Origin of the sequence: Niallia sp. FSL R7-0271 (genome assembly GCF_038005785.1) — a bacterium.
Classification (GTDB): Bacteria; Bacillota; Bacilli; order Bacillales; family Cytobacillaceae; genus Niallia.
Genome location: NZ_JBBOTZ010000001.1, coordinates 592,555 through 609,805 on the forward strand (window position 1 = coordinate 592,555; position 17,251 = coordinate 609,805).

At 40.1% G+C, this 17,251-nt stretch carries 20 protein-coding genes; 16 read left to right on the plus strand and 4 right to left on the minus strand.

What is annotated here, in order from left to right; translation table 11 throughout:
• The first annotated feature begins 1 nt into the window (after position 1).
• The 11 genes from MKX82_RS03015 (at position 2) to MKX82_RS03065 (ending at position 11,159) form a co-directional block, all read left to right on the plus strand.
• Positions 2-1,003 carry an efflux RND transporter periplasmic adaptor subunit gene (locus tag MKX82_RS03015; protein WP_233316365.1) on the plus strand — a complete coding sequence of 334 codons (1,002 nt, stop codon included), beginning with the start codon at positions 2-4 and terminating at the stop codon, positions 1,001-1,003.
• A complete protein-coding gene (locus tag MKX82_RS03020; protein ID WP_245399834.1) occupies positions 1,003-1,704 on the plus strand; it encodes an ABC transporter ATP-binding protein in 702 nt (233 codons plus the stop codon). The genes MKX82_RS03015 and MKX82_RS03020 overlap by 1 nt, the downstream gene beginning before the upstream one ends.
• On the plus strand, positions 1,701-2,879 hold the full coding sequence (locus MKX82_RS03025) for an ABC transporter permease (protein WP_233316366.1): 1,179 nt from the start codon (positions 1,701-1,703) through the stop codon (positions 2,877-2,879). The genes MKX82_RS03020 and MKX82_RS03025 overlap by 4 nt, the downstream gene beginning before the upstream one ends.
• A gap of 116 nt (positions 2,880-2,995) precedes the next feature.
• On the plus strand, positions 2,996-3,685 hold the full coding sequence (locus MKX82_RS03030) for a response regulator transcription factor (RefSeq protein ID WP_233316367.1): 690 nt from the start codon (positions 2,996-2,998) through the stop codon (positions 3,683-3,685).
• Entirely contained in the window at positions 3,624-5,159 is a 1,536-nt protein-coding gene (locus MKX82_RS03035) for a sensor histidine kinase (protein WP_341074940.1), read from the plus strand. Before MKX82_RS03030 ends, MKX82_RS03035 begins: the two co-directional genes overlap by 62 nt.
• A gap of 44 nt (positions 5,160-5,203) precedes the next feature.
• The gene (locus tag MKX82_RS03040; protein ID WP_233316369.1) at positions 5,204-5,728 is read left to right on the plus strand and encodes an acyl-CoA thioesterase; all 525 of its coding nucleotides are present in this window, start codon (positions 5,204-5,206) and stop codon (positions 5,726-5,728) included.
• Between the two features lie 314 nt (positions 5,729-6,042).
• On the plus strand, positions 6,043-7,239 hold the full coding sequence (locus MKX82_RS03045) for a branched-chain amino acid ABC transporter substrate-binding protein (protein ID WP_341074942.1): 1,197 nt from the start codon (positions 6,043-6,045) through the stop codon (positions 7,237-7,239).
• Between the two features lie 160 nt (positions 7,240-7,399).
• Positions 7,400-8,377, plus strand: coding sequence for a branched-chain amino acid ABC transporter permease (locus MKX82_RS03050; RefSeq protein WP_233316371.1), 978 nt, complete (start codon positions 7,400-7,402; stop codon positions 8,375-8,377).
• Positions 8,378-8,386: 9 nt separating this feature from the next.
• Complete coding sequence (locus tag MKX82_RS03055; RefSeq protein ID WP_341074945.1) at positions 8,387-9,658, plus strand: branched-chain amino acid ABC transporter permease; 1,272 nt, start codon at positions 8,387-8,389, stop codon at positions 9,656-9,658.
• Positions 9,659-10,435, plus strand: a complete 777-nt coding sequence (locus MKX82_RS03060) for an ABC transporter ATP-binding protein (protein WP_233316373.1) — start codon at positions 9,659-9,661, stop codon at positions 10,433-10,435.
• 13 nt (positions 10,436-10,448) lie between these two features.
• Positions 10,449-11,159, plus strand: a complete 711-nt coding sequence (locus MKX82_RS03065) for an ABC transporter ATP-binding protein (protein ID WP_233316374.1) — start codon at positions 10,449-10,451, stop codon at positions 11,157-11,159.
• A 44-nt stretch (positions 11,160-11,203) separates the two neighbouring features.
• Here the strand turns inward: MKX82_RS03065 and MKX82_RS03070 are convergent, their stop codons facing one another.
• Positions 11,204-12,262, minus strand: coding sequence for a lactonase family protein (locus MKX82_RS03070; RefSeq protein ID WP_233316375.1), 1,059 nt, complete (start codon positions 12,260-12,262; stop codon positions 11,204-11,206).
• Positions 12,263-12,490: 228 nt separating this feature from the next.
• Between MKX82_RS03070 and MKX82_RS03075 the strand changes: the two genes are divergently transcribed.
• Together MKX82_RS03075 and MKX82_RS03080 are read left to right on the plus strand one after the other, a co-directional pair.
• Positions 12,491-13,558: an ATP-grasp domain-containing protein gene (locus tag MKX82_RS03075; protein ID WP_341074952.1), complete on the plus strand. Its 1,068-nt coding sequence runs from the start codon at positions 12,491-12,493 to the stop codon at positions 13,556-13,558.
• 224 nt (positions 13,559-13,782) lie between these two features.
• Entirely contained in the window at positions 13,783-13,965 is a 183-nt protein-coding gene (locus MKX82_RS03080) for a hypothetical protein (protein ID WP_233316377.1), read from the plus strand.
• Positions 13,966-14,270: 305 nt separating this feature from the next.
• On the opposite strand, the gene MKX82_RS03085 is transcribed toward MKX82_RS03080, so the two are convergent.
• Together MKX82_RS03085 and MKX82_RS03090 are read right to left on the minus strand one after the other, a co-directional pair.
• On the minus strand, positions 14,271-14,396 hold the full coding sequence (locus tag MKX82_RS03085) for a YfhE family protein (RefSeq protein ID WP_233316378.1): 126 nt from the start codon (positions 14,394-14,396) through the stop codon (positions 14,271-14,273).
• A 61-nt stretch (positions 14,397-14,457) separates the two neighbouring features.
• Entirely contained in the window at positions 14,458-15,357 is a 900-nt protein-coding gene (locus MKX82_RS03090) for a TIGR01777 family oxidoreductase (RefSeq protein WP_237940723.1), read from the minus strand.
• A 96-nt stretch (positions 15,358-15,453) separates the two neighbouring features.
• Between MKX82_RS03090 and recX the strand changes: the two genes are divergently transcribed.
• Both recX and MKX82_RS03100 read left to right on the plus strand, forming a co-directional pair.
• Entirely contained in the window at positions 15,454-16,263 is an 810-nt protein-coding gene (gene recX, locus MKX82_RS03095) for a recombination regulator RecX (RefSeq protein ID WP_233316380.1), read from the plus strand.
• 90 nt (positions 16,264-16,353) lie between these two features.
• The gene (locus MKX82_RS03100) at positions 16,354-16,668 is read left to right on the plus strand and encodes a YfhH family protein (RefSeq protein WP_233316381.1); all 315 of its coding nucleotides are present in this window, start codon (positions 16,354-16,356) and stop codon (positions 16,666-16,668) included.
• Between the two features lie 41 nt (positions 16,669-16,709).
• Here MKX82_RS03100 and MKX82_RS03105 read toward each other — a convergent pair whose 3' ends face one another.
• The gene (locus tag MKX82_RS03105; RefSeq protein ID WP_233316382.1) at positions 16,710-16,859 is read right to left on the minus strand and encodes a small, acid-soluble spore protein K; all 150 of its coding nucleotides are present in this window, start codon (positions 16,857-16,859) and stop codon (positions 16,710-16,712) included.
• Positions 16,860-16,966: 107 nt separating this feature from the next.
• Here MKX82_RS03105 and MKX82_RS03110 point away from each other — a divergent pair, with 107 nt between their 5' ends.
• The gene (locus tag MKX82_RS03110; protein ID WP_233316383.1) at positions 16,967-17,236 is read left to right on the plus strand and encodes a YfhJ family protein; all 270 of its coding nucleotides are present in this window, start codon (positions 16,967-16,969) and stop codon (positions 17,234-17,236) included.
• The last annotated feature ends 15 nt before the right edge of the window (positions 17,237-17,251 follow it).

Sequence of the window (17,251 nt, forward strand, 5' to 3'; positions counted from 1 at the left end):
GATGAAGAAAAGCATAAAGAAATGGATCGTTAGCGGAGTTATTGTTGTAGTAATTGGTGGAGGTTTTGGTTCCTACTTTTATTTCACAAAAAATGATACGCAGCAAGTAGCTGCACAGGCAACGACACAAACCGCTGCTGCAGAAGTTGGAGATGTAGAAATTAATGTAAGCGGAACTGGCAGCATAGCAGCTATTAATACAGAGGCAGTAACCTCTGTCGGCAATGCAACAGTCGATGAGGTGAATGTAGCAGTTGGAGATGAAGTCGAAGAAGGAGATGAACTTGTTACATTTGAAGATGATACGCTTGACCCGATTACAGCTTCTTTCTCTGGTGAAATTACGGCGCTTAATGTAGAAGAAGGCGACAGTGTTTCAATGGGAACAGAAGTATTGACAGAAACAGACTATGATAATTTAGAAATGGTTGTAAATGTGGACGAGCTTGATATTTCTAAAGTTGAGAAAGGACAAGAAGCTACGATTACAGTAAGTGCTTTAGAAGACAAAGAATTTACAGGTGAAGTAACGAATGTTGCAAAAGAGGCAACTTCATCTGAAGGTTCTAGTGTGGCAAAATACGAGGTAACAGTAAAAGTTAAAAAACCTTCTGGATTATTAGTTGGGATGACAGCAGAAGCAACTATCACAACGGACAGTAAAACAGATGTAGTAACAGTTCCAGTCGAAGCAGTACAAAAAGAAGATGATGAATATTATGTTCTAATCCCGTCTGGATCTTCAACAACTGAGGAAGGTTCAACAGCAACAGCAACAACAAAGCAGACTGTAGAAGTAGGTTTGGAAAATGAAGATGTTGCTGAAATTACAAGTGGATTAGAAGAAGGAACTACAGTTGTTCTGCCAACATTTGAATCAAGCAGTGACAGCAGCAGCCAGCAGGGCATGCCAGGCGGAGGGCAAATGCCATCAGGCGGACAAATGCCAAGCGGAGGGCAAATGCCATCAGGCGGCTTCGGCGGCGGAGGTGCTAACCAGTAATGATTGAAGAAAATAGAATTGTAGAAATTAAGAACTTAAATAAGCAATATACACTTGGCGGAGAAACGGTCAAGGCACTGGATAATGTGAGCTTCTCTATTAATAAGGGCGACTTTATTGCCATCATCGGTCCATCAGGTTCAGGCAAATCGACCTTGATGAATATGATCGGCTGTCTGGATACACCAGATTCTGGCGAATACTTCCTTGATGGGCAAAATGTCTTTCAATTAAAAAGCAAACAGTTAGCAGATGTAAGAAATCATAAGATTGGCTTTATCTTTCAGTCATTCAATCTGTTGACGAAGCAATCGGCATTTGAAAATGTAGAACTGCCGTTAATTTACAGAGGAATGAACAGCAAGGAACGAAAAGAAGTTGCTTTGACTGCTTTAAAAAAGGTAGGATTGCTGGAACGTGCTGGCCATAGGCCGACTGAATTGTCAGGTGGCCAGCAGCAGCGTGTGGCGATTGCCCGCGCTCTTGCCGGCAACCCGCCGATCCTGCTTGCGGACGAACCTACAGGGGCGTTGGACAGTAAGACAGGAGTAGAAGTGATGAAGCTAATCAAGGATTTGAACAAGCAAGGACATACAATTATATTAATCACCCATGATCTTGAAATAGCGAAGCAGGCTAAGAGAGTCATCCGTATTCAAGATGGAAGACTCAGGGAGGAAAAGGAGGTAGGAGTTTCTTGAAATTAGGGCAAGCAATAAAAATATCATTTAAGAATATAACCATGAACAAGCTTAGAGCCGTTCTGACGATGCTTGGAATAATTATCGGAGTTGCTGCTGTAATTGCCTTGACCTCTTTAGGAATGGGTGCTTCCCAATCGGTTTCAGAAGAGGTTTCCAGTCTTGGCAGCACAACTGTTTCCGTATCACTGTCTGGCAATTCAAGCGATGAGGAAGTCGTCACATATGATGAACTCATGTCCTTTGAAGATTTGTCGGAGGTAGAAGCAGTAGCACCGACGGTTTCTACTAGCAGTACATTGAAAAACGGTACAACATCAAGCGAAGGTGTTACTGTAACAGGGATTAACAATTCCTACGAAGATGTAAATGACATTACGGTCCGCTCTGGGCGCAGCATTATGGATATTGATTTGGATAACCGTAATAAGGTCGTCGTGTTAGGCGCCAATGTTGCTACAGAACTGTTTGGTTTTTCAAATGCTGTTGACCAGACTATTAAAATAGATGGCACAACTTTTAAAGTAATTGGTGTGCTAGAGGAGCAAGGTGAAGAACTGTCAGGCTCTGTTGATGATCAAGTATTGATTCCTTTAACAACAGCACAGCGCTTTATCGGGCAAACATATGTAACATCAGCTACAGTTAAAATGACATCTGAGGATACTGTTGAAATTGGAATGGCAAAAATGGAGCAGGATTTATATAACCAATTCGGCGGTGACGAAACATCCTATTCTGTCCGCAATCAATCTTCTGTATCTGATGCCCTTGATTCTGTCAGCAATACAATGACATATCTGCTTGCAGGTATCGCAAGTATTTCCTTAATTGTCGGAGGAATTGGCATCATGAACATTATGCTTGTATCTGTTACAGAAAGAACAAGGGAAATCGGGATAAGAAAAGCAATTGGAGCGAAGAAAAAAGATATCATGTTACAGTTCTTAATTGAAGCGGTTGTTTTAAGTGCATTTGGCGGAATACTCGGTGCCTTGATTGGACTTGGAAGTGCTGAGGTGCTGTCAAGCATGCTTGATATGACAATGCAGATCACTTGGTGGATTGTCGGAGGTTCGGTAACCTTCTCTATCTTAATAGGGATAATATTCGGCATCTTCCCTGCTAACAAAGCATCAAACTTAAGCCCGTTAGAGGCCTTGAGGTATCAGTAATATTTAGGGTCAGGCTTTTGCTAGTATAGTAAAAGCCTGACCCTCTTTTCATAGGTGATAGTTTTTTATCCCTTTATTCTTGTATAATGAGTAAAAAACAAAAGGACTAATTAGAGATGAAGCATATATTAATTGTTGAAGATGAATTGGCAATAAGCATGGTGCTTGGAGCTTACCTTGAGAAGGAAGGTTTTGCGGTGAGCTATGCATACAATGGACAAGAGGCGTTAGATAAAATAGAAGAAACAGTGCCGGCATTGGTTCTTCTTGATGTTATGATGCCCCATATGGATGGCTGGGAAGTGCTTGGCCATATCCGCAAAAAAAGTGCATGTCCTGTCATTATGCTTACTGCACTTTCCGATACAGATCAAAAGCTGAAAGGCTTTGACACAGGAGCGGACGATTATATAACGAAGCCATTTGTAGCGGAAGAGGTAATAGCAAGGGTGCATGCTGTTTTGCGCCGCTCCCCGCAATATCAGGCAGAGGAAGATGTCACTTATTATGGAAACTTGAAAATAAATAATCTATCACACCAAGTGTTTTTAAATGGAATTGAAGTTCCGTTTACACCGAGAGATTTGTCTGTACTGCTCTTTTTGGCTGGCAACCCAAACCAGACTTTCACAAGAGATCAGCTGCTGGACCACGTATGGGGCAGTGATTATGATGGCAGTGACAGGGCGGTGGATTTAGCGATTAAAAGAATTAGGAAATTATTGAATGGATGGGATGCAGGATATGGGGAAATTAAAACATTACGCGGACTCGGCTATCAATTCTATATTCAAGAAAAAAAATAAAGAAAAAACACCCCTTCTATATTATTGGACAAAACGATATTTATTTACATTAATAGTCGGACTTGTCATCATCGGAGTAGTTTCCATTCTCTGGATCCGCCATAATGCCTTGGCGAACAGGCTTGAATTGACGAAGTTCGTTGCCCAAGAAATAGCAGGAAGAGCAGGCGATGAAGATTTGGAAAATATCTGGGACGTCAGGTTTCCATTTATGCAGGACAGGCAGGATTCGCAAAGCATCTATCAGCCAATGAGCATTTATATTAAGGCTGAATCAGGTGAGGTAAATCTCCTTTCTCCTATGCAGGACATGGCGCCGAACAGCCCTAAGTCAGAAATGAAGGAGCCTGCTCCAAATAATACGGATCAAGCATCTGCGATTGAAGATTTGGATATGGTGGAAGATTTAACTGTGGAGACAATCACCTTAAGCGATAACAGAAAGGCATCTGTTGTAATTGCCCCTATCTTGAAAGACGATAAGTTGGCGGGAAACGTGTATATTATCCAGCCCCATGATCAGCTCCGCATTAATACAGAGGAATATCAATTACTTGGTCTTCTTCTGACAGGTCTTGCCATCCTTGGGTGGCTTGTAATCTACTCTTTGTCAAAGAAGCTGGCAAAGCCTGTGGAGGAAGTCGCAAATGCGGCACAAAACTTAATGAATGGCAATTATGATATTCGACTCAACGAAGATGTTCAGGAAAAGGAGCTGCATCAGCTCGTATTATCCTTTAATGAAATGACGAAGAGGCTGCAAACATTAGAGGGACTGCGGACACAGCTTCTCGCAGGTGTGACGCATGAGCTGAAAACACCAATTACTTCTATTAGCGCCCTCGTTCAAGCTGTGAATGATAATATTATTACAGATGACAGAAAAAAAGAGTTTTTAGAGATGAGCTTAAAGGAAGCGAAACGGCTGCAGAGCATGGTGGAGGATCTCCTTGATTTTAACAGCTTTAGTGCAGGATCTATTAGAGTCCATTTCGAGAAGACAAATATTCAAGCAGCAGTTAAAGAAATTATCTATCAGTGGGAAATTGTCCATGCAGATGCGTTAAAAGATGTGAAGGTAACCTATACTAGTATGGAAAAGCAAGTGTTCGCCAATATCGACAGTGTCCGCTTGCAGCAAATCGTGGTCAATCTGCTTAATAACAGCCTTCATGCCATTAAAGGCAAGGCTGATGCAGAACTGTCAGTCAGCCTTAAATATGACAATGACAACGTCTTAATTACGGTCGAGGATAATGGATATGGTATTCCTGTTGAGGAGCAGCATTTTATTTTTGAGCGCTTCTACAGGGGAAAAAACAAGAAGGACGTAGAGCGTGGACTTGGATTAGGATTGCCATACAGCCTGCTTTTGGCAAAAGCGCTTGGAGGGCTTTTATCTTTACAAAAATCCAATGGTTCTACTACAATGTTTTTATTGAAATTGCCATTATGGAAAGAAGAAAGCAACTAAAATATTTATCTTCCCGTCATGAAAGGCATCAAAAGGAGTGCAGCATGTTGAATATGCCCAAAGAGAAATTTTGCAAAGATTCATTAGTAGTAAAGACAAGCAGAATCTTTCCGATTGATACAAATAATCATAATTCTTTATTTGGCGGAAAGCTGATGAGCTATATTGACGATGTAGCATCAATTAGTGCTTCAAGACATTCTAGAAGCAATGTCGTTACAGCTTCCACCGATTCCGTTGATTTTTTAATTCCGATAAGGCCGACTGATTCGGTTTGCCTTGAGTCTTATGTCACACATACAGGCAAATCCTCAATGGAGGTATTTGTGAAAGTGGTGGCAGAAAATTTAAAAACAGGTGAACGCAAGCTTGCCGCAACGTCATTTTTGACATTTGTAGCTCTTGATGAGGAAGGAAAGCCAACAAGGATTCCACAGGTAGTTCCTCAATCTGAGGAAGAGCATATGCTTTTTAATACAGCAGAACAGCGGGTTAGAGTAAGAAAAGACAGAAGAGAGCACAGCAAAGCATTTGCGAAAGTGGTTAAAACAGATGCTCCGTGGATTTAAATGAAAAACAGAAGGCGAAATAAGCCTTCTGTTTTTTTGTGTTTAACAATGTTGATAAGCACAATGGGAAGCTTGTTTTATGAAATGGAAAGAAGTAAAGAAAAGACCAGTTATTTCGAGAAATAAAACATATGTCTGGAAATAAAAAAATTTTGAAAATATGCCGTTAGATTATCTGACAATATGAAAGACACTTGTTTCATCCGAGATTATAATCCTTACATAAGTATAGCTAATGATGGCACATCTGCCAGAAGAGGTTATCTGTTTGCAATACCGCTTTAAAAAAGTACATAGCAAATAGGAGGAGAACTATGTTATCCAAAAAGGCATTATCAATCGCAATGACAGCTACTTTAGCACTTGGGTTTTTAAGTGGATGTGCTTCTTCCAGCTCTGACTCCTCAGGAGACAGTGATGGAGGAAAACAGGTAATTAAGATTGTTACACAATCACCTCTATCTGGCGGAAGTGCCACATTAGGGGAAGCGATCAAGCTGGGAGCACAATTGGCAATCGATCAGCAACAGGACAAATTCGCTGATTTGGGCTTCGAGATGAAGCTGGAGGCACAAGATGACCAAGGCGATCCGAAAAAAGGGGTGGCTAATGCTCAGCTGGTAGCAGCAGACCAAGCGGTGCTAGGTGTTGTCGGCCATTTAAATTCAGGTGTGTCCATCCCAGCATCTGAAGTGTATGAAAATAATAAACTTATCAGTATTTCTCCTGCAAGTACAGCAACAGATTTTACGGACCGTAACTTGGAGACAGTCAGCCGAGTAGTTGCCCGTGATGACTTCCAAGGCCCAGCTGGTGCTGAATATGCGATAAACACATTAGGAGCAAAGAAAATATTTATTATTCAAGACAAAACCGCTTATGGCTCAGGATTGGCTGAGGCCTTTAGAGGTGCTGCAGAGGAGATGGGAGCTGAAATTGTAGGATTTGAGGGAATCACGGTCGGGGAGAAGGACTTCAATGGAGTTCTAAATCAAGTTACTTCTAAACAGCCGGACATGATTTATTATGGAGGGCTGTATGCCGAGGGTGGCATCCTTGTAAAGCAAGCTCGTGAAAAGGGCCTAGATATTCCATTTATGGGTGGAGACGGCCTTGATTCATCTGCATTTGTTGAAATTGCCGGTGACGCTGTCAAAAACACATTCCTGACATCTGTTGCAGGCGATACGACAAAAACAGAAGAAGGCACAAAGTTTGCGGACGACTATAAAGCAGCCTTTAATAAATCAATTGAATCATATTCAGCATATGCTTATGACAGTGCCGGGGTTTTGCTTGCAGGCATTGAAAAAGCCATTGAAGAAAATGACGGCAAAATGCCTACACGAGAGGCAGTGACAGAGGCAGTACGCGGAACACAGGATTATAAAGGTGTTGTAACAGAGGTAGGCTTTGATGAAAAAGGAGATAACAAGTACGCTAAAATATTCATTTATAAATTTGATGAAGCTTCTTACCCGGCAACATTAGACGGTGAGATCTCTCAATAAGCCTTGCAAATTCTTTTAAAAGATGTGCCAATCTTCTAGAAAAGGACGGCATATTTTTAGAAAAAGGGTATGAGTGTTCATACCCTTTTTCGTTTCAATTACTACATAGGGGACTGCCCTTATCTTTCAATAAAAAAACTATAAAAGTGTGGGGAAGAATATGCTGACAGAAGTGTTGCAAACATTGCCGCAAGTTTTAATTGACGGTCTTGCTTTAGGAGCGGTTTATGCCGTTATCGCTTTAGGCTATACGATGGTTTACGGGATTTTAGAACTGATTAACTTTGCTCATGGCGAAATTTTCATGACAGGAGCATTTGTCGGAACAGCAGTGCTGATTGTATTGACAAGCCTTGGCTGGACCTCCATGCTTCCGGCGGTCTTGTCTTTAATTATTATGCTTGTCATCACAAGCTTGATTACGGGATTAATGGGGATGGGAATGGAAAGAGTTGCTTACCGTCCGTTAAGGAAGGCTCCCAAATTGATTGCCTTGATATCCGCAATCGGTATTTCCTTTCTTTTGCAGGATATTGTCCGTTTTATCACAGAGCTGTACAAAGGCAACTATATCCTGAACACTCCTTCCTTATTCTCAGGGCAGCATCAAGTAGGCTCCCTTTTAGGTGCTAACAATGCGAGCTTCAAAACCTCTTTTCTTGTTGTTATTATTGTTGCTGTTATTTTAATGGTTGGTCTTGACTTCTTTGTTAACAAAACTAAATGGGGGATGGCAATGCGAGCTGTCGCCCAGGACAGGGACACTGCATCACTCATGTCTATCAATGTGAATAAAGTTATTTCTGTCACCTTTTTTGTCGGATCTGCATTAGGCGGTGCGACAGGAGTACTATTTGCTGTCCAATATGGGACGATTGATCCTTATATTGGATTCATTTTAGGCTTGAAGGCTTTTACTGCAGCAGTACTTGGCGGGATTGGCAATATTCGCGGTGCAATGGTAGGGGGATTGCTTATTGGTCTAATTGAAATGTTTACAGCCGCAAACCTGTCGGTCATTACAGATGGAATATTAGGTGCAGAATACAAGGATGTTGCAGCATTTGCCATACTGATCATTGTGTTGATATTTAAACCAGAAGGCTTATTTGGCAAAGCCGTAGCCGAGAAAGTGTAGGTGGGTAAAATGGCAAATTTCATGACCACATTAAAAACAAGCAAACTTGCCCAAGGCATTCTCTTTTTCTTCTATGTATCTGTAACAAGTGCAAGCCTTTATCTTGCCCAGAAATCTGTCACAGCTTTTTTGCTTTTGCTGCTTTCATTGCTAATTCTCTATTTCATGAACTTCGGCAATAAGTGGAAATGGGCAGCAGGATTAGTTATCTTAGGTTTCATCCTTCCATATACGGCAAGTCAGGGACCAACATACCAATCTTATATGGAAGTAGCAACAATGGTCGGGATTTATGTATGCATGGCCCTTGGTTTAAATATTGTCGTTGGTCTAGCTGGTCTCCTTGACCTAGGATTTGTTGCATTTTTTGCAGTTGGTGCTTATACATATGGGATATTTGCGACAGTACAGGCTTCTAACTTCATGCCGTTCGGTGAATATCCTCTTTCAGGTAACAGCTTTTGGATATTTATTATTATTGGCTTGTTTGTGGCCGCATTGTTTGGTGTCTTATTAGGAATACCAGTTCTTCGTGTGAAAGGTGATTATCTAGCAATTGTCACATTAGGCTTTGGAGAAATCATCCGGATTGTCTTTAATAACCTTGATAAGCCTGTCAATATAACGAACGGAGCAATGGGTCTTGCCAGCATCAGCCCGCCGGAAATATTTGGTATAACTCTTGTTTTTCCTAATCAATATTATTATGTTGTTCTAGTAATGTTTCTTTTTGTCATTTACGCTGTGACAAAACTAGAGCATACGAAGCTGGGACGGTCATGGAAAGCAGTCAGAGAAAATGAGATTGCCGCACAGGCGATGGGGATCCCCCTTGTAAAAACAAAGCTGACTGCATTTGCGATTGGAGCCTCCTTTTCAGGAATGATGGGTGTTGTTTTTGCCGCAAAACAGATGTTTATTGATCCGACAAGCTTCACATATCTGGAATCGACAACCATTCTGGTGATGGTCATCCTTGGTGGGATGGGCAGTGTGCCTGGTGTTATTTTAGGAGCAGCAGTTGTCACTATTCTTAATTTGCAAGTACTGACGGAAATTACAGGCTGGCTCAGCCAAGTTGTTACTATTCCTGATGCATTATCGCCTGTTAAAATGCAGCGTTTTATCTTTGGAATATTGCTTGTAGTTATGACATTATACCGTCCGCAAGGGCTGATTCCAGCAAAAAACATCCGGTTTGATGTAAACAAACTGAAATCTCCGGAAAAGGTAGACACAAACCTGGAATCAAAAATACCAGTCGCAAGGAGGGATATATAAATGAATATTCTTGAGGTGACAGGCTTGACGAAAACATTCGGCGGCTTAATTGCGAATGCTAATATTGATATGGCGGTGGAAAAGAATACAATTACAGCAGTTATCGGTCCAAATGGGGCAGGCAAAACAACTTTTTTTAATATGATAACAGGAGTCTACAAGCCGACAAAAGGTTCAATTATGTTGAACGGTAAGCAAATTGCCGGTTTAAAGCCGCATGTTGTTGCCAAGCACGGAATTTCAAGGACATTTCAAAACATCCGCCTTTTCAGTGAGATAACAGTGCTAGAGAATGTTCTTATTGGGATGCATAACCGAATTAAGGGGAATATTATCGGCACTTTACTGCAGCTGCCGAGTGCAAGACAGGAGGAGGAGGAAGCTAAAAGGGAGGCATACAGACTGCTTGAATATGTCGGCCTTGCAGATGCAGTGAATGAAAGTGCCGGAAATCTGTCTTATGGTGCGCAAAGAAGGCTGGAGATCGCCCGCGCCCTTGCAACAAATCCAAGTGTACTGCTTTTAGATGAACCAGCTGCAGGCATGAATCCAAAAGAGACGGCCCTCTTAACTGATTTAATCCAGGATATATGCGCAAAGCTCGACTTGACTATCATTCTGATTGAACATGATATGAAGCTTGTTATGGAAATTTCTAATCATATCATCGTTTTAGACCATGGAGAAAAGATTGCTGAAGGTAGGCCTGAGGATATCAGATCCAATCCGAAAGTAATTGAAGCATACTTAGGAAAAGGTGCCGTATCACTTGCATAAGGGGGGAATTAACATGGATAAAATATTAGAATTAGTCGAGGTAGAGGCATCTTATGGAGGCATCCAAGCATTAAAGGGCATCAGTCTCCATGTAAACTATGGAGAAATTATTACATTAATCGGCAGCAATGGGGCTGGAAAATCTACGACATTAAAGTCAATCAGCGGGCAGGTACCTGTCAAAAGAGGAAGCATTATTTACAAGGAAAAGATGATTACTAACATTGCTGCACATAAAAGTGCGATATTAGGAATTTCCCAAGTTCCAGAGGGAAGAAGGATATTTCCTAAGCTGACAGTGAAGGAAAACCTGCTTATTGGCGCCTTTGCTGTAAAGGATAAGTCACTGATTGAAACAAGAATAAAAAAAGTGTTTGAGTATTTTCCGAGACTGAAAGAGCGGATAGACCAGAAAGGAGGAACGATGAGCGGCGGTGAGCAGCAAATGCTCGCAATTGGCCGTGCCTTAATGATGCAGCCAGAGCTGCTGATGCTTGATGAACCATCCATGGGTCTTGCGCCTATTATTGTTGAACAGATTTTTGAAATTATTAAGGAGCTTAACCGAGACGGAATGACGATTTTATTGGTAGAGCAAAACGCTTTTCAGGCACTGCAAATCGCAAATAGAGGTTATGTCATTCAGACCGGGGGAATTGTTCTGGAAGGATATGGGGAGGAACTTATTTCTAACAAACAAGTTCAAGAAGCATACTTAGCGTAAAAAAAACCAAAAGAGATTGAAATCTCTTTTGGTTTTTTACTGCATTAATAGTTCAAGAATTTTACACAAACTGGTTCTGGAGCATGAATTTCTGATTGAAGCAATGTCAGCTTGCCTGTTGCTTCATCTCTTTCAAACAATGTAAGTGTGTCCGATTGCTCATTTGAAGCTACGATGAACTTTTCAGTTGGATCAAGCACAAAATCACGAGGCCAGTTTCCTTCTGTTGAAGTATGCTCGATAAAAGTCAATGTTCCTGTTTCGCTATTAACGCTAAAAAGGGCAATAGAGTTATGGCCGCGGTTTCCAGCATAGACAAACTTGCCGTCAGATGATAGGTGAATTGCGCTACCTTGGCTGTTTTCAGTAAAGTCGATCGGCAATGCAGAGATATATTGCAAATCTTTCAATTCGCCTGTTTCGCTGTTATAAGATAATGTGATAACTTCATTGCTTAATTCAGTCATCACATAAGCGAATTTGCCATTCGGGTGGAATGCAATATGTCTTGGTCCGCTTCCAGGTTTAACTGATAGGCTGCAAACTGTTTCCAATTGGCCGTCTGTCAGCTTATAAGTTTCAACTTTATCGATACCAAGGTCAACAGAAACGACAAAACGCTCATCTGGTGTAAAGCCTGTGAAGTGCATATGCGGCTTTTCTTGTCTCGCTGTATTTGGACCAGTGCCTGTATGCTCAACTTTTGCAGCCAATTCTTGAACAGCTCCATCAGTATTTAGTGGGTATGCCTCGACTGTTCCTTTATGGTAATTTCCAGTAAGTGTATAGCTTTTGTTTTCATCTACGCTAACATGACAAGGGGAAGCGCCTTCAGTGAACTGCTTGTTAATGAATTCAAGCTTTCCAGTAGTAGGGTCAACACTATAAGCGGCAACTCCTCCAAGTGAGCCTTCCTTACCTACAGCATATAGGAACTTATTATCTTTAGAAATTGTTGCGTATGTCGGGTTCTCTAATTCTGCAGCCAGTTCTACATTCGAAATTTTCTTTTCCTCTGTATCAAGCACGAAGGAATAAATTCCTTTACTAGTTGACTTTGTATATGTACCTACATATCCTATAAACTTCTTTGAATTTGTCATGAACAAGTCTCCTTTAAAAGATTTAAATATATTATAGCAAATTGTAAGCCCACTCACTAATAAAGAAGCTTCTAAAATGCAAATAGAGAGAAAATTCAAACGTACAGCAGTGTAGAAAAGGCGTAATATCAAGCCTTCTTAGTCTAGCGTATAAATAAAAAAATCATGAGCATACTAGTAGTTTGAGAGAGATAATTGCAATGTTTGTATTATGGAAAGGATAGAGAAATGAAGAAAAAAATATGGTTTAATCATTGGTTCACAACAGCTGCTCACTTTATTGACATGATCAAATACAATGCTGACGGAAATGATTTTGAGGTGTATGGCACCTCCATTAATGAGCATGCATTATATTTAAGCTACTGTGATGCAGCATTTATCGAACCAGATATTAGCGGGGAATATTATATTGAATTTTGTTTGCGCTTTTGCAAAATTCATCGCATAAATATATTTGTTCCACGAAAAGAGAATGTACTTATTTCAAAAAATCTCCACAAGTTTGAGGAGCTTGGCGTAAAGGTTCTTGTATGTCCTGATTCTTCACTGATGGAGGTTCTTGATGATAAGGAAGCTACATATAAGCTGATGAGTGAGCATCCGGTACTTAAAACCGCGGTGAACATACCTGATTATGAGATTGTTAACACTGCTGAGGAATTCAAGAAAGCATATTTTACATTAAAAGAAAAAGGTCATAAAGTCTGCTTTAAACCTGTTATTGGAGAGGGAGGGAACGGCTTCAGAGTTATTCAGGAAAAGCTTGATTCCATTGATGAGCTTTTCTATCAAGGGATTAGTGCTAATATATCCTTGGATTCAGCGTATCAAATATTGAAGCAGCAGGAATCCTTTCCGCCTTTGATGGTGCTAGAATATTTAGATGGATATGAGTACAGCATTGACTGTCTGTCGTATGAAGGTAAATTGATGGCTGCTATCCCAAGAAAAAAGGGAAAAGGCAGGCTCAGGGAGCTGGAGGACAATCCATTGCTCTTAAAGCTGGCAAAAGAAATAAATGAAGCCCTTAAAATCCCGTTTATCTATAATATCCAAGTGAAATATCAAAACGGTATACCGAAGCTGCTTGAAATCAATCCAAGAATGTCAGGCGGCCTTCATTACAGCTGCTTAGCAGGAATTAATATGCCATACAGGGCAATAAAGCTTTTAATAGAGGGAAGAAAGGCAATTAAATATTTTCAGCCTCACTTTGGTATTAAATCAAGCTATTTAGAAAAGGAAATAGTGTTAAAAGATAATGCTTTCTACACAAAAATTGTGCATATGTAAGGCAAGAAAAACCTCGGTTAAACTGGGGTTTTTTTCAAAATAACAAACGGTTCTTTATAAGAAACAAAAGTTATTGACATAACGAACATATCGACGTATTATTAATTTATTAACACTTTATAACAAACAACATTTGTTCTTTATAAAGAAATTGTCTGTAAAGGTAATATTTTTTTGCTTATAGGTTCTTTATAGAGAACAAAAAATACTTGGGAGGAATACCAGTGGATGCCATTATCCAAACACTAAAAATGCGATATTATGCAAGGCTTATCAACAAGTACTCACAAAAATCAAATAAAGCGGCATTAGGTTTAGATAGAAATCTCTATTTCCAAAAGTACTGTTACTATCAAGATAAACTGAGAATGCTTCAGGAAGAGATATCTGCTGGCAGAAGTATTTAATATATTCATTTAAATTTACTGCAATTATACTAATTATTTAAGAAAACGAAATCCACCAGCAATTGCTAGTGGATTTTTTCATGTTTAGACCCTGTGGAAAAAGAGCGTACTTATTCACTTACTTATACACATGCGAAAACTATAGGAGAGTGGTATTCCACAGATTTATTCACAATATCCACAGTTTTAATGTGGTTATCCTAGTGGATTTGTGGATAAGTTGGGATATGTAAGCATAAAAAATGAAAATGCTTTCATAAGTTAGAAAGTTATCCCCAGCTTTACCATGTAATGTATTTATTGACTTACTGTTTTCCTTGGTCGGATTGTCTGCTTGCAGCTCTATCCGCCATTTTAAATTCATGCTGATATGTGACCTCTTGCATGCTGGAAAGCTTTGGTTTCCCTTTGAATGCTTTTTTCTTATCCATTGCTGACATCCTTTCTAAATGAAGATAATGTTATTGTCTCCATTCTTGTTGGAAAGATACATCAGCAGAGGCTGGCGATGGCAGAATCTATCGTCTCATATGTAAAGGTATAGCCATGTTTAGTCAAGACAGAGGGAAAAACATGCTGCCCTTCTGCAACTAGCACACTCATTTCTCCTAATGCCAGCTTAAGAAAAGGAGCTGGAACTGGCAGCCAATGCGGACGGCCGAGCTGTCTGCCTATCGCTTTACCTAGAATACTCATCTTAACTGGAGCTGGTGCTGTAAAATTAACTGGACCTGAAATAGAATTATTATTTATAATAAACTCCATTGCGGCAACAACATCTTTAATATGTATCCAAGATGCCCACTGGTTTCCACTCCCTAAATTTCCGCCGGCAAATAATTTATAGGGAAGAAGCAGTTTCGGAAGAGCTCCCCCTTTTTCTGAGAGCACAAGACCGAATCGACAAAAAACCGTTCTGATGTCCTGCTCTGTTGCATGAGCAGCATGTGCTTCCCACTGTTTTACAGTATCTGCAAGAAAATCATTGCCTAGACTGGACTCTTCTGTAAATTTCATGCTTAAGGAAGTTCCATAAACACCGATTGCACTGGCGTTCATCCAAAGCTTTGGTCTGTTTGGAAGCTCTCTGATGATAGATAGAAGTCTGTCTGTTGACTTTACACGGCTTTTGACGATTCTTTCTTTTCGTTCAGATGTCCAGCGGCCGCTGTTTAGTGATTCACCAGCAAGATTAATAACAATATCGATAGGTGCAGGAAGTGCAGCAGAAGAGCTTGTTAATGCATCATCCCAGTTAACAAAAAATAATTGTCCGCTGTTCTCCCGATTTTTGCTTCTAGTCAAACAATAGATAGCATGACCTTTTTGCGTTAAACTCTTTATTAGAGCATTACCGATCAAGCCGGTTCCGCCAGCAATCAGGAAATTCATTGTGTAATCCTCCCTAAATAATTTCTTTTTTATTATAATATTGACATGTATTTGAATCCTAGCCAGACGACTTATAGAGAAAGGGGGAAAAATGGAATGAAAATCAGTAAAATTACGAGGCAGAAAAATTTAAGCGACCGATATAATCTTTTTACGGAAAAGGCCGGCAAGGAAGAGTATGCATTCAGTGTTGATGAATCAATCCTAGTGAAGTATCAGCTCCGCAAAGGGATGGAACTTGATCCTCTTTTATTAAATCAAATACAGTACAGTGATGAAATCCGCAAAGGCTATCATACAGCTGTTAGATATTTGACAAGGATGAAGAGAACAGAAGCAGAGGTCCGAACACATTTGCGCACGAAAATCGAGGAAGACACAGTCATCGCAGAAGTCATTCGCAAGCTCTACGAAATGAAGTTTCTCGATGATGAGGATTATGCTTATTCCTATGTACGAACACAAAAAAACACTTCAGATAAGGGTCCTGAACTAATTAGAAGAGAATTAAGAGAAAAGGGACTGGGAGATGAATTAATTAGCAAAGCGTTAGTGGAGCTTCCTTTTGATGTTATGCTCGCAAACGCCGAAAAAATTGCTGCCAAGGCTTTAAGCAGCAATAAGAAGAATTCCTTTAAAATGGCCAAGCAAAAGGTAGAGCAGACTTTGACTAGAAAGGGTTATCCAGGTTCGGTTATTAAGGAAGTAAAGCTTTCCTTAGACGAGACAGGTGAAGAAGATGAGCTAGCTGCATTACGCGTTCACGGCGAAAAAGCTCAGCGTAAATTTTCCGCATATACAGGCTATGAATTTAAACAGAAGATGAAGCAGTTTTTATACAGAAAAGGCTTTTCCATTGAGTTAATTCAAAAATATCTGGACGAATTGGAGAGCTTTGAAGATTAACACGTAACACGCTAGTTCATTTTTTTTGCTGAAAGCATTTTTGTCATATAAAATAAAGCAAGATAGAAGGAGAAGGGGGAACTGAAGCAATTGCAAACGAAAAGGTACAGCTTGATGTCTGAATATGAATTACGGTCTGAAATCGCCCAGTTAAATGATAAGGCCAAAAAAGCAGAACAACTGGGCATCGTCAATGAATTTGCCGTGCTCGAACGGAAAATCGTAATGGCAAAAGCATATTTGCTCGACCCGAATCAATTTAAACAAGGTGAAGTGTATGAAATTGAGGGAGATCCTGGCGTGCATTTCACGATTAATTATATGAATGGTATTTTTGCGTGGGGCACGCGAGATAATGGTGAAGGGCAAGAAGAAGGCATCCCCATCTCCTTATTGAAAAAATAAGAGGCATAAGAGCGGGCAACCGTTCTTATGCCAATTTCTTCTTATTGTTTATGTCTATGTGATGAGGCATTCATTCTTTCTTGCGGATGGGTATTAATTGTGCCATCTGCTCTCTTAGATGCATACTCTGGTTTTGCTCTTGGCTCACCTTCAAATTTGTTCTCATTTATATTATCTACCCCTTTAACCATTGGGCTGTTCCTCCTTTATAGTTCATAATATATACTTGCACATCAATAGTATTTGTATCAGTTAAACAAACTATAAGCGTTAATTATAAGGAAAGAAGGTAGTTTTCATGTATGATTATCAAAAAAAACTTGTGGACAGATTGCTTGAGATAAATGAAAGTATAACAGTTATTCAGGCACAGACATGGGTAGAGCTGCTGTGGGAGGATTTTGAAACAACATATGCTAAGGCGGGAAGAGATTATAAAGGAGCAGAAATGACGGAGAAGGTTGTAAGCCAATGGATAGAAAATTATGGTCCAAATCTCCATGAATTTGTAGCGGAAAATCCGAAGTATAAAGACTTTCTTGCTGAAAATAAACGAAGCTTCCATTAAAAAAATCCAGCAGAT

Bases quoted from the DNA above. Each gene is read 5' to 3' on its own strand.
- MKX82_RS03105 (WP_233316382.1), bottom strand. From the start codon at position 16,859: ATGGTTAAAGGGGTAGATAATATAAATGAGAACAAATTTGAAGGTGAG.
- MKX82_RS03060 (WP_233316373.1), top strand. From the start codon at position 9,659: ATGAATATTCTTGAGGTGACAGGCTTGACGAAAACATTCGGCGGCTTA.
- MKX82_RS03090 (WP_237940723.1), bottom strand. From the start codon at position 15,357: ATGAATTTCCTGATTGCTGGCGGAACCGGCTTGATCGGTAATGCTCTA.
- MKX82_RS03075 (WP_341074952.1), top strand. From the start codon at position 12,491: ATGAAGAAAAAAATATGGTTTAATCATTGGTTCACAACAGCTGCTCAC.
- MKX82_RS03110 (WP_233316383.1), top strand. From the start codon at position 16,967: ATGTATGATTATCAAAAAAAACTTGTGGACAGATTGCTTGAGATAAAT.
- MKX82_RS03030 (WP_233316367.1), top strand. From the start codon at position 2,996: ATGAAGCATATATTAATTGTTGAAGATGAATTGGCAATAAGCATGGTG.
- MKX82_RS03015 (WP_233316365.1), top strand. From the start codon at position 2: ATGAAGAAAAGCATAAAGAAATGGATCGTTAGCGGAGTTATTGTTGTA.
- MKX82_RS03070 (WP_233316375.1), bottom strand. From the start codon at position 12,262: ATGACAAATTCAAAGAAGTTTATAGGATATGTAGGTACATATACAAAG.
- MKX82_RS03050 (WP_233316371.1), top strand. From the start codon at position 7,400: ATGCTGACAGAAGTGTTGCAAACATTGCCGCAAGTTTTAATTGACGGT.
- MKX82_RS03055 (WP_341074945.1), top strand. From the start codon at position 8,387: ATGGCAAATTTCATGACCACATTAAAAACAAGCAAACTTGCCCAAGGC.
- MKX82_RS03040 (WP_233316369.1), top strand. From the start codon at position 5,204: ATGTTGAATATGCCCAAAGAGAAATTTTGCAAAGATTCATTAGTAGTA.
- recX (WP_233316380.1), top strand. From the start codon at position 15,454: ATGAAAATCAGTAAAATTACGAGGCAGAAAAATTTAAGCGACCGATAT.
- MKX82_RS03085 (WP_233316378.1), bottom strand. From the start codon at position 14,396: ATGGATAAGAAAAAAGCATTCAAAGGGAAACCAAAGCTTTCCAGCATG.
- MKX82_RS03035 (WP_341074940.1), top strand. From the start codon at position 3,624: ATGGGGAAATTAAAACATTACGCGGACTCGGCTATCAATTCTATATTC.
- MKX82_RS03065 (WP_233316374.1), top strand. From the start codon at position 10,449: ATGGATAAAATATTAGAATTAGTCGAGGTAGAGGCATCTTATGGAGGC.
- MKX82_RS03020 (WP_245399834.1), top strand. From the start codon at position 1,003: ATGATTGAAGAAAATAGAATTGTAGAAATTAAGAACTTAAATAAGCAA.
- MKX82_RS03045 (WP_341074942.1), top strand. From the start codon at position 6,043: ATGTTATCCAAAAAGGCATTATCAATCGCAATGACAGCTACTTTAGCA.